Source organism: Bacillus sp. 11C (genome assembly GCF_055486375.1).
This window is the reverse complement of sequence record NZ_JBUPVZ010000004.1, coordinates 314,241-326,111: the sequence shown is the minus strand read 5'-3', so window position 1 is coordinate 326,111 and position 11,871 is coordinate 314,241. Positions and strand designations below refer to the sequence as shown.

Here is an 11,871-nt window from a genome sequence, read left to right as displayed (position 1 = left end):
TTCATTTGAATGAGGTGAACAGGCAATGAACCCGGGGCATGACCGAGAAAAAATCGTAAACATTGAAGAACGGATTCCTAAAATTAAAGAGCAGCGGAAACAGAAGGCAAACCGCCGTCTCATTTCATTTATTATGCTCTTTTTTATGATGGTGTTGATCATTGTGTATCTTCAGACGCCAATCAGTAAAGTTTCGACAATCTCTGTAACAGGGAATGAGAATGTATCCAAAAAGGAAATTATTTACCTTTCCGATATCAACAGCGGAGATACCGAGTTTTGGAGTTTGGACAAGAAAAAAACAGAAAAGAAGATTCAGCAAAATAAATTAGTGAAAAAAGCGGAGATCAGCAAATCGCTTCCTAATAAAATCAACATTGCGATCGAAGAATATAAAGCGATTGCTTATTTAGAAAAAGACAATGTGTACTATGAAGTGCTTGAAAATGGTTCCGTTCTGCCAAACGAAGTAACGCCGGATGATGCCGGGCCGATTTTGGTGAATTGGACTAACGCAAAAAAACGGTCTCAAATGGCTAAGCAGCTTAATGCTTTGTCAAATTCGTTAAAACAGTCAATATCAGAAATCTACTATACACCTGTAAAAATGGATGAAAACCGTATTAAATTGTACATGAACGACGGTTATGTTGTCACTGCGTCTATAAAAACCTTTGCAGACCGAATGAAAACGTATCCTTCTATCATTTCACAGCTTAGCAGCAGTAAAAAGGGAATTATTCATTTAGAAGTTGCCACCTATTTTGAAGAGTTTGGAAAAAACGATAAATCTGCTAAAAAGGAAGATGAAAATTGAGGGGCAAATCAGCAGTCCTTCTTTCTTTGATCATGCTTATCGCAGGCTTTTTGATTTCATTTTCTTTTCAAATGACTAAAGAAAATGAAAAAGGAGCGGCTGAGTCAGAAGAGTGGAAAAAAGAATATGCGCTGAGAGATGAACTGTTGAAACAGGAGAAAGAAAATAAGACTCTTGAAAAAGAATTGTATCAAAAGCAAAATAAAGTCCGTCAGGCAGAAAATAAGCTGAAAAAAGAAAAGACGGAATACTATAACGTCCTTGAAGATACAGAAAAATACAGAATGTATATTGGGGAAGTCGGTGTGCAGGGAGAGGGCGTTGAGGTGACCTTGGAAGATGCGTCGTACATACCGGAAGGGGAGAATGTGAACAGTTACATCGTTCACGAAAGCCATATCTTTCAAGTGGTAAACGAACTGTATATTTCGGGTGCGGCGGCTGTTGCCGTTAATGGCCAGCGTTTGACACATGATTCCTATATCAAGTGCAACGGTCCCGTTGTAACGGTAGACGGAGTGCAGCATCCCGCTCCGTTTACGATATCAGCTATTGGAGATCCTGATGTTCTGCTGCCTTCGTTAAATATAGCAGGAGGCCTGATCGATCAGCTGTCAATGGATCATATTTCTGTTTCCGCAGAAAAAGAGAAAAACGTTCAAATGAAACCGATTCTGAAAACGAAGGAATGACTGAAAAAGCGGGTGAAACAGATTGAAAATAAAGCGTGCCTTCATAAGCATCAGTGTGCTTATGATCATCTTCGGCATCATGACAGCTGTTCAGTTTAACTCATTAAAGCACCCTAAAGTCCGAGACACAAGAGATATGTGGGATATAAGGGAAGAGCTGACTTCAGAGCAGAAGAAGCAGGAAAAGCTGCTGGATGAAATAAACAAATATGATAAATTGCTGAATAGCTATTCGCAAACGAAAGAAATGACAAAAGAAACCGCGCTCAATAATACCTTGCAAACCTTAAAAAAAACAGCCGGTATGACCGATATAACAGGTAGCGGAATTGTCATCACCATATCCTCGCTTTTTTCTGAAAGTTTAACAGGAGAGCCGATCAAAAATCCGCCTCCGGATTTGCTGAAGAAGCTGATCAATGAACTCAACTCCTTCGGTGCAGAACAAATCTCTATTAATGAGCGAAGAGTTGTGAATCATACAGTCATAAGGGATATAAACGGCACAACGAAAATAGACGGATACGGCCTTGACGATTATCCTTTAACAGTAAATGTGCTTGCCAAAGATCCGGACATGCTGTACAGCAGAGTGAAGGGATCAGGCCTTGAGGATCTCTTTGCATCTGAAAATTTAGCATTAAAAGCCGGTAAATCTGAAAGCGAACTGACATTAAAAGCATATGACAGGCCATTGGATGTACAACGGCTAAAACCGCTTAAAGACTGAAAAGGAGGAGAACCGTCATGTGGCTGCCCGTATTGGGGCTGGTGCTCGGAATTGCGCTTGGACTGATGACAAACTTAACGATACCGAGTGAATACTCAAACTATTTATCGCTTGCGGTGCTTGCCGCACTTGATACATTAATCGGCGGAATCAGGGCGCATTTACAAGGTACATATGATGAAATGGTATTTGTTTCCGGTTTCTTTTTTAATATTATATTGGCAATAAGTTTAGCTTTTCTGGGAGTCCATCTTGGTGTAGACTTGTATTTAGCAGGTATATTCGCATTTGGAGTCAGATTATTTCAGAATATTGCCGTGATCAGAAGAAATCTACTAACAAAGTGGACTCTTTCTAAAAAAAATAAAAAAAATGTGATATAAAAGAGGATATACATAGGATATAACGAATATTTTCAATAAACATAAAATGTGAAGAGCACATAAGGAATATTCCGTTGTTATTTTTTGTTACACACTTGTAAAGCCACATTCATTGTATTGTTGTTCCGCAAATAATAGAATAGAAATGATTGAAATGTGAGGAGGTGCCATAGAATGAACAACAATGAACTTTACGTCAGTCTTGACATCGGTACGTCCAATACAAAAGTGATCGTCGGAGAAATGACAGATGATTCCCTAAATATTATCGGTGTGGGAAATGTACCGTCTGAAGGGTTGAAAAAAGGCTCAATCGTTGATATAGATGAAACTGTTCATTCTATAAGAAAAGCGTTTGACCAAGCTGAAAGAATGGTAGGTTTTCCGCTTAGAAAAGCTATTGTCGGCGTTAATGGAAATTATATCAATATTCAAGATACAAACGGTGTTGTAGCAGTTTCCAGTGAAAATAAAGAAATTCAGGTTGAAGATGTGCGCCGAGTCATGGAGGCAGCACAGGTTGTGTCAGTACCGCACGAACAGCTGATTGTGGATGTCATTCCTAAACAGTTTATCGTAGATGGAAGAGATGAAATCACCGACCCGAAAAAAATGCTTGGTGTGCGTTTAGAAGTAGAGGGCACCTTGATCACCGGTTCAAAAACAATTTTACATAACTTGCTTCGCTGTGTTGAAAGAGCCGGTATTGAAATAACTGATATTTGTCTTCAGCCGCTGGCAGCCGGTTCTGCTGCATTGTCAAAGGACGAGAAAAACCTTGGAGTGGCTCTCATTGATATAGGGGGAGGGTCAACGACCATTGCCGTATTCGAGAACGGACATCTGACTTCTACCCGTGTTATTCCACTCGGAGGCGAAAATATCACCAAAGATATCTCCATCGGATTGAGAACGTCAACAGAAGAAGCAGAACGCGTGAAAAAGCAATTTGGACATGCCTACTATGACGAAGCCTCGGAAGATGAAGTATTTGAGGTAACCGTTATCGGCACCAATCAAAAACAAACATTTACACAGCAGGAAGCAGCGAATATCATTGAAGCAAGAGTAGAAGAAATTCTTGAAATTGTTTCAGAAGAGATTAGCAGTATGGGAATTACCGATCTGCCGGGAGGCTTCGTGCTGACAGGGGGACAAGCAGCAATGCCGGGTGTCATGTCATTGGCACAGGATGTGCTGCAAAACAATGTTAGAGTGGCAAGCCCGAATTATATCGGTGTAAGAGATCCTCAATATATGACGGGAGTGGGCATGATCCAATTCGCCTGCCGAAATGCAAGAATCCAAGGCAGAAAAATAGGCTTCAAGATGCCTGAAGAAGCGATACAGGAAATCGCAGTCTCATCATCAGAGGAACAAGAGCAGCATCATTACCAAAATGAGGTGCAGCAGCGGCCAAAAGGAAAACAAAAAACACAAGCCGAACATCATAAACAGAGCAAAATGAAAAAACTATTAAGCATGTTTTGGGAATAGATAGAAAGTCATTCGGCAGATTAGGAGGATTTAGCATGTTGGAGTTCGAAACAAACATAGACGGCTTAGCATCAATTAAAGTAATCGGAGTAGGAGGCGGCGGTAACAACGCCGTTAACCGAATGATTGAAAATGAAGTGCAAGGAGTAGAGTACATCGCGGTAAATACGGACGCACAAGCTCTTAACCTGTCAAAAGCAGAAGTGAAAATGCAAATCGGCGCAAAACTGACTAGAGGATTGGGAGCAGGTGCGAATCCTGAAGTCGGAAAAAAAGCCGCTGAAGAAAGCAAAGAGCAGATTGAAGAAGCATTAAAAGGCGCTGACATGGTGTTCGTGACAGCTGGTATGGGGGGCGGAACAGGAACAGGTGCCGCACCGGTTATCGCACAAATCGCGAAAGACTTAGGCGCATTAACAGTCGGAGTCGTTACAAGACCGTTTACATTTGAAGGACGTAAAAGACAGCTTCAGGCTGCAGGCGGAATCACAGCAATGAAAGAAGCGGTGGATACACTGATCGTGATCCCGAACGACCGAATCCTTGAAATTGTTGATAAAAACACGCCGATGCTTGAAGCATTCCGTGAAGCGGATAACGTACTCCGCCAAGGGGTTCAAGGTATTTCAGACTTGATTGCGACACCTGGTCTTATCAACCTTGACTTTGCTGATGTGAAAACAATCATGTCAAACAAAGGATCTGCTTTGATGGGTATCGGTATAGCGACTGGAGAAAACCGCGCGGCAGAGGCAGCGAAAAAGGCAATCTCCAGCCCGCTTCTTGAAGCGGCCATTGACGGTGCGCAAGGCGTTCTCATGAACATCACTGGGGGTACAAATCTCAGCCTATATGAAGTTCAGGAAGCAGCAGACATTGTCGCTTCTGCGTCTGACCAAGACGTAAATATGATTTTCGGTTCTGTTATCAATGAAAATCTAAAAGACGAGATTGTGGTGACAGTGATTGCGACTGGTTTCATTGAACAAGAGAAAGACGTGACGAAATCTCAGCGTCCAAGCTTAAACCAAAGCATCAAAACAAATAATCAAAGTGCTCCAAAACGTGAGCCAAAACGTGAGGAGCCTCAGCAGCAACAAAATACAGTAAGCCGTCATACCTCACAGCCGGCTGATGATACGCTTGACATCCCGACATTCTTAAGAAACCGAAATAAACGCGGCTAATGTAAAGGACAAAATCGTTTTCGATTTTGTCCTTTTTGTTTTTCTCCAAAACCTTTCTTCTATATAATGTCTTTTTCCTTATGCCTTCCTTCACATAAAAATAAATCAGGCCATTAGACTCATTTAAATCCCATGACAATTTTATTGTTTTCATATTTATGGAAATAAGGTGACATAAAACGACAATATCTGTAATAGAGATTGTCTACAGTTAACGTACAGCGATGTTCTGACAAACCATTCATTTTTATAAGGAGGGACGACATTTTTTTCAAAGCATGTTGAAAAAGGGGGATAAAAATGAGGAAAAAAACGAAAAACAGACTCATCAGCTCTGTTTTAAGTACGGTTGTCATCGGTTCAATGCTTTTTCCGGGTGTAGCCGGAGCAAGCAGCAAAAGCGCCTCAACTTTTGTTAAACAGGAGCTTCAATCTGCTGAATCCATTCAGAACAAGATCTCTAGTTCATTAAAGAAAAGCTTTAAAAAGAAAGAAAAAACGACCTTTCTGATTAAATTTAAAGATCAAGCTGACACAAAAAAAGCGGCAAAAGCGGCTGTTAAAAAAGCGAAATCAAAGAAGCTGACGTCCGCTAAGACGGAATATCAAAAGCGTTCCGCCGTTGTGTCATCTCTAAAAGTCACAGCCAATGAATCTCAGAGAGAGGTTTTAACATACTTGAAGAGTCAGAAAAATAAAGGAAATGCAGATCAGATTCACTCTTATTATGTAGTGAATGGGATCGCTGTTCATGCCTCAAAAGAAGTGATGGAAAAGGTGGCGCAGTTTCCCGAAGTGGAAAAAGTGCTTCCAAATGAGAAACGGCAGCTGTTTAAATCATCCTCTCCATTTAATATGAAAAAAGCGCAAAAATCTGTCAAAGCAACTGACGGTGTGGAATGGAATGTAGACCAAATCGACGCTCCGAAAGCTTGGGCACTTGGATATGACGGCACTGGCACGGTTGTCGCGTCCATTGATACAGGTGTGGAATGGAACCATCCGGCATTAAAAGAGAAATATCGCGGATATAATCCGGAAAATCCTGATGAGCCTGATAATGAAATGAACTGGTATGATGCCGTAGCAGGCGAAGCAAGTCCTTATGATGATTTGGCTCATGGAACCCACGTGACAGGTACGATGGTGGGATCTGAACCCGATGGAACAAATCAAATCGGTGTAGCGCCAGGCGCAAAATGGATTGCTGTTAAAGCGTTCTCGGAAGATGGCGGCACTGATGCTGACATTTTGGAGGCCGGTGAATGGGTTTTAGCTCCAAAGGACGCAGATGGAAATCCTCACCCGGAAATGGCTCCTGATATTGTCAATAATTCATGGGGCGGGGGCTCAGGACTTGATGAATGGTACAGGGACATGGTCAATGCCTGGCGTGCGGCCGATATTTTCCCTGAGTTTTCAGCGGGAAATACAGATATCTTTATTCCGGGCGGGCCTGGTTCTATCGCAAACCCAGCAAACTATCCGGAATCGTTTGCAACTGGAGCGACTGATATTAACAAAAAGCTTGCTGACTTTTCTCTCCAAGGGCCATCTCCATATGATGAAATAAAGCCGGAAATTTCTGCACCTGGCGTTAATATTCGCTCTTCCGTTCCCGGCCAGACATACGAGGACGGATGGAATGGCACATCAATGGCAGGGCCGCATGTGTCCGCTGTTGCCGCATTGTTGAAACAGGCGGATGCCTCACTTTCTGTTGATGAGATGGAGGATATTTTAACCAGCACGGCTGAACCGCTGACGGATTCAACATTTCCCGATTCTCCGAATAACGGATACGGCCATGGTTTGGTGAACGCTTTTGACGCTGTATCAGCTGTTACAGATGGTTTAGGAAAAGCAGAAGGACAGGTTTCTGTAGAGGGAGATGATCAAGAGCCTCCTGTCTATCAGCATGAGAAAGTAACAGAAGCCTATGAAGGCGCGAACCTGCCGCTGACTTTGACAGCTGAAGACAATGTAAGTGTGACATCTGTCAAACTGTCCTATAAGCTGGATCAAGGCGAGTGGACAGAAGTAACGGCTAAACGAATCAGCGGAGATCACCTGAAAGGAACGTATCAGGCGGAGATCCCAAACGTAAAAGGAGCTGCACTAAGCTATAAGTGGATGATTCAGGATTTTGGCGGCCATGTCGTTGAGTCTGACACATATGATGTAACAGTGAAACCAAGCATCACGGCGGGCTATAAGCAGGACTTTGAAACTGAACCCGGCGGCTGGATTGCGAGCGGCACAAATAATAGCTGGGAGTGGGGAGTTCCGTCAGCAGGCCCAAATACAGCAGCTTCCGGAGAAAAAGTATACGGAACAGACCTGGCAGGAAACTATGGCAACTCAGCAAATATGAATCTCGTGATGCCTCCTGTTAAAGTGCCGGATTCAGGAAACCTGTTTCTCCAATTTAAAAGCTGGCACAATTTAGAGAATGATTTTGATTATGGCTATGTTTTTGTTTTGCCTGAAGGTGAGAAGAATTGGGAGCAGGCTGGCGTCTATAATGGAAAGACATCAAGCTGGATGGACGAAGAAATTGATTTATCCGCTTATAAAGGTCAAAACATTCAAGTCATGTTTAATCTTCAATCCGATGATAGCATTGCAAAAGAGGGCTGGTACATTGATGATGTAGTGCTTTCTGACAAATCGGCCGGAAAAACAGCCAAAAAGAATAAGCTGGGTGTTGAAAAGCCGTCTGGAAAGCAAAAGAAAAAGCCAGTGAATCCGAAAAAAGCTAAGCCATCTGCAAACATAGCGGTAAAAAACCAGAGTAAAGAGATACAGCCTCAAGTTTTGCCGCTCAGGGCGCAAGTCAGTGTTGTGGAAACAGGAAAATCAACATATTCAGATCAATCCACAGGGCAGTACACGCTGACGCACAAAGCGGGAGACTATACGCTTATGGCAGAAGCATACGGCTATCAATCGAAAACACAAAAGGTTTCTCTGCAGGCAGATCAGACGACACCAGCTAATTTTACGTTAGAAGAAATAAAGAAGGGCACATTAAAAGGCACGGTCATCAATAAAACGACAGGAGAGCCGGTAAAAGGAGCCTCTGTTTATGTCGTGGAGGATGCCGCGGTTGAACCGGCTACAACAAATGACAAAGGTGAATATACGCTTGAGGCCTATGAAGGCGCCTATACGATTAAAGTCGCTGCACCAGGTTATTACAGCGATGAATTTTCCGTTAATTTAAAAGGTAATGTTACGAAGGAAACTGTACTGAAGCCTTTCGTCGGTTATCCGGGTGAGATTGCATATGATGATGGAACGGCGGAGAATGCCAATTCCTATTTTGCAGCCGGTAACGGATGGGCTGTCAAAATGACATTGGCTGACGGCAAAGACAAAGGCATGCTTACAGGAGGACTGTTTAGATTCTGGGATACAGAGTTCCCTGATCCTGGCGGCACAGAGTTTAAGGTTGAGGTATACGATGCTACAGGAGAAGATGGCGCACCGGGCAAGAAAATTGCCGGGCCATTTAACGCTGAAGCCCTTCGCAATGGCGAATGGACCAAGGTAGATCTCAGTTCGAAAGGGATTATGGTCGATAAAGATTTTTATCTCGTATATATCCAGTCGAAACCAGATCCATATTCACCAGGACTGGCAATGGATGAAACCGGTCAGAATTCCGGCCGCAACTGGCAGTATATAGACGGAGAATGGCAGCCGGGTGACGAAGCTGACGGCAACTATATGATCCGCGCATTAGTTGATTATGAAGCGGCTGTACCTGAGATCACTTCACCGGCAGACAAATCATACACAAATAAGGAGAACGTCACCGTAAAAGGAAAAGCTTCTCCGGGAACAACGGTACACATTTATAATGGAAAGAAAGAAGCAGGAGAGACGAAAGCTGCGGCGGATGGCGCGTTTCAGGCAGGCGTATCACTCAGCGAGGGTGAAAATGAGCTGACGGCCACGGCATCAACAGACAACGGGACTACGGATGCTTCCAGCCCTGTCATGGTCACGCTTGATCAAGACAAGCCAGAATTGACGCTGGACAATCCAAAGGATGGCGAGAAAATAAATAAAGAAGCGCTGACTGTCAAAGGGTCTGTATCCGATGACAATCTGAAAGAAGTCAAAGTGAATGGCAAAAAAGCAACGGTCACTGATGGTTCATACTCAGCCCGTATTCTTTTGGAGAACGGAAGCAATGAAATCAAGGTGACGGCAACAGACTTAGCAGGTAACAAAACGAAGAAAAAGGCTGTCATTGATGTCAACTATGACCAGCCTGTCATCTCCGGATTGATCCCGGGAGAGGACAAAATCTTAAAAGCCGGTGAATCTGTGAAAGTCGCTTTCTCAAGCGCTAAAGATTTGGATGCAACGTTCGTCATTCGTATGCCGCTGACAAATGCAAGAGCGAGTGTGCAAAACGCCACCGAGCTCCCGTTAAGAGAAATTTCTCCGGGGCGATATGAAGGCTATTGGACAGCCACTTCTTCTATTAAAGCAAACGGAGCAAAAGTAGAAGTGATTGTACGTGATGATTATGGAAATGAAACAAGAAAAACAGCGAACGGGAAACTCTATATCAACACTGGAAATTAAGTGTAAAAAAGCTGCCGTCAAGGGCAGCTTTTTTATGTATACTCTCATTTATTCCCTCGACAAATTAAGCAGTTATCCCTGAAAAATTGTATTTTCCTCTCAACATTAATTGACAGACTTTCCCACAGAGCTTGATTTATACTTATGAAACAAGAAGGGGAACAGCGTGATGCAAGAAAGAAAGGAGTCAGATGTGAAAATCTATTTGGATGTCATTTGGCTATTGAACTTTTGCTTTGACGCACTTTTGCTTTTGCTCACGGCATTTATTTTAAAACGGCATGTGAAAAAAAGAAGACTGCTAGGCGGAGCGTTCATCGGTTCAAGTATTGTTCTATTGATGTTTACTCCTTTTTCGCCGATCGTTGAACATCCGGCCGGTAAGCTGGCTTTTTCAGTTGTTATTGTGATGGTGACATTTGGCTTTAAAAGATTTCGTTATTTCTTTCAAAATTTGTTTTCCTTTTATTTTGCGACTTTTTTAATGGGGGGAGGAATGATCGGAGCCCATTCTTTGCTGCAGACCAATTCCGTTGTTCGAAACGGTGTCATGATGACGAATCAAACAGGGTTTGGAGACCCGATCAGCTGGTTGTTTATTGTTGCTGGCTTTCCAGTGTTATGTTTTTTTTCTAAGAGAAGAATTGAAGAGATTGAAACAAAGAACATTCAATATGAGGAACGAGTCAGCGTACAGGCTGATTTGGGCGGCCAAACGCTTCATGTCAGAGGGCTGGTTGATTCCGGTAATCAGCTGTACGATCCGCTTACTAAAACGCCTGTCATGATTATTCACCTTGATAAACTGGAACCGATTTTCGGAGCAGCCGAAACGATGATTATTCGAAACACAGATCCATTGGAAGCCACTCAGCAGCTCGATGATTCATTTCGCTTTTTGGATAAAATGAGGCTGATTCCATACAGGGGAGTAGGTCAGCAAAATCAATTTTTACTATGCGTTAAACCGGATCACGTAACGATTATGACAAAACAAGAAATGATTTCTGCGGATAAATGCTTAATCGGCATCAGCACAACAAAGCTATCTGCAGATGGCGAGTTTGACGCCATTATTCATCCGAAAATGCTTTCGGGCAAGACCATCAAACACGTCTCATAATGTTCGCAAATGTCCGTTACTTATCATACTCAAACGACGTGACATTTAGAAGGGAGAGGAAGATGAAAAAACTGAAATTGCGATTGACGCACCTCTGGTATAAGCTGCTGATGAAACTTGGGCTGAAAAGTGATGAAGTCTATTACATAGGCGGGAGTGAAGCTCTGCCTCCTCCATTATCTAAAGATGAGGAGCAGGTTCTGTTAATGAAGCTTCCAAACGGCGATCAGGCGGCTCGCGCCATTTTGATTGAACGCAATTTGCGTCTGGTCGTCTATATCGCCCGTAAATTCGAAAATACAGGAATTAATATAGAGGATTTAATCAGCATTGGCACCATCGGATTAATCAAAGCTGTGAATACGTTTAATCCAGAAAAGAAAATCAAGCTGGCGACCTATGCCTCACGCTGTATAGAAAATGAAATCCTGATGTATTTAAGAAGAAACAACAAAATCCGGTCAGAGGTTTCCTTTGATGAGCCGCTTAATATTGATTGGGACGGCAATGAGCTTTTGCTTTCTGATGTGCTCGGCACGGACGATGACATTATCACAAAAGACATAGAAGCTAACGTAGATAAAAAGCTTTTGAAAAAAGCGCTTGAACAGCTTAATGAGAGGGAAAAGCAAATCATGGAGCTGCGGTTTGGGCTTGTCGGCGAAGAAGAAAAGACCCAAAAGGATGTAGCGGATATGATGGGAATTTCCCAGTCTTATATTTCACGTCTGGAGAAAAGAATAATAAAAAGATTGAGAAAAGAATTCAACAAAATGGTGTAAAATTTTTTATAGTATAGAACCCTTGATTTTACAGGGATTTCCTGAATTCGACTGTTTT

General features: G+C 42.7%; 9 protein-coding genes. All 9 read left to right on the top strand.

What is annotated here, in order from left to right:
* The first annotated feature begins 25 nt into the window (after window positions 1-25).
* The 9 genes from divIB to sigE all read left to right on the top strand — a co-directional run bounded on the left by divIB (window position 26) and on the right by sigE (window position 11,813).
* Window positions 26-817 (top strand): cell division protein DivIB, encoded by a 792-nt coding sequence (divIB, locus tag ACY3LV_RS08575; protein ID WP_333560468.1) that lies wholly within the window; start codon window positions 26-28, stop codon window positions 815-817.
* A complete protein-coding gene (locus ACY3LV_RS08570) occupies window positions 814-1,509 on the top strand; it encodes a DUF881 domain-containing protein (RefSeq protein ID WP_148961886.1) in 696 nt (231 codons plus the stop codon). The genes divIB and ACY3LV_RS08570 overlap by 4 nt, the downstream gene beginning before the upstream one ends.
* 22 nt (window positions 1,510-1,531) lie before the next feature.
* Window positions 1,532-2,239 carry a DUF881 domain-containing protein gene (locus ACY3LV_RS08565; protein ID WP_333560467.1) on the top strand — a complete coding sequence of 236 codons (708 nt, stop codon included), beginning with the start codon at window positions 1,532-1,534 and terminating at the stop codon, window positions 2,237-2,239.
* A gap of 17 nt (window positions 2,240-2,256) precedes the next feature.
* Window positions 2,257-2,622, top strand: a complete 366-nt coding sequence (locus ACY3LV_RS08560) for a small basic family protein (protein ID WP_087992136.1) — start codon at window positions 2,257-2,259, stop codon at window positions 2,620-2,622.
* Between the two features lie 174 nt (window positions 2,623-2,796).
* Window positions 2,797-4,119 carry a cell division protein FtsA gene (gene ftsA, locus ACY3LV_RS08555; RefSeq protein WP_087992135.1) on the top strand — a complete coding sequence of 441 codons (1,323 nt, stop codon included), beginning with the start codon at window positions 2,797-2,799 and terminating at the stop codon, window positions 4,117-4,119.
* 35 nt (window positions 4,120-4,154) lie between these two features.
* Window positions 4,155-5,306, top strand: coding sequence for a cell division protein FtsZ (ftsZ, locus tag ACY3LV_RS08550; RefSeq protein ID WP_148961884.1), 1,152 nt, complete (start codon window positions 4,155-4,157; stop codon window positions 5,304-5,306).
* A gap of 300 nt (window positions 5,307-5,606) precedes the next feature.
* The gene (locus tag ACY3LV_RS08545; RefSeq protein ID WP_333560466.1) at window positions 5,607-9,908 is read left to right on the top strand and encodes a S8 family serine peptidase; all 4,302 of its coding nucleotides are present in this window, start codon (window positions 5,607-5,609) and stop codon (window positions 9,906-9,908) included.
* A gap of 193 nt (window positions 9,909-10,101) precedes the next feature.
* Window positions 10,102-11,031, top strand: coding sequence for a sigma-E processing peptidase SpoIIGA (gene spoIIGA, locus ACY3LV_RS08540; protein WP_333560691.1), 930 nt, complete (start codon window positions 10,102-10,104; stop codon window positions 11,029-11,031).
* A gap of 62 nt (window positions 11,032-11,093) precedes the next feature.
* On the top strand, window positions 11,094-11,813 hold the full coding sequence (gene sigE, locus ACY3LV_RS08535; RefSeq protein WP_003221446.1) for an RNA polymerase sporulation sigma factor SigE: 720 nt from the start codon (window positions 11,094-11,096) through the stop codon (window positions 11,811-11,813).
* The last annotated feature ends 58 nt before the right edge of the window (window positions 11,814-11,871 follow it).

Bases quoted from the DNA above. Each gene is read 5' to 3' on its own strand.
- divIB (WP_333560468.1), top strand. From the start codon at position 26: ATGAACCCGGGGCATGACCGAGAAAAAATCGTAAACATTGAAGAACGG.
- ftsA (WP_087992135.1), top strand. From the start codon at position 2,797: ATGAACAACAATGAACTTTACGTCAGTCTTGACATCGGTACGTCCAAT.
- ftsZ (WP_148961884.1), top strand. From the start codon at position 4,155: ATGTTGGAGTTCGAAACAAACATAGACGGCTTAGCATCAATTAAAGTA.
- sigE (WP_003221446.1), top strand. From the start codon at position 11,094: ATGAAAAAACTGAAATTGCGATTGACGCACCTCTGGTATAAGCTGCTG.
- ACY3LV_RS08545 (WP_333560466.1), top strand. From the start codon at position 5,607: ATGAGGAAAAAAACGAAAAACAGACTCATCAGCTCTGTTTTAAGTACG.
- ACY3LV_RS08560 (WP_087992136.1), top strand. From the start codon at position 2,257: ATGTGGCTGCCCGTATTGGGGCTGGTGCTCGGAATTGCGCTTGGACTG.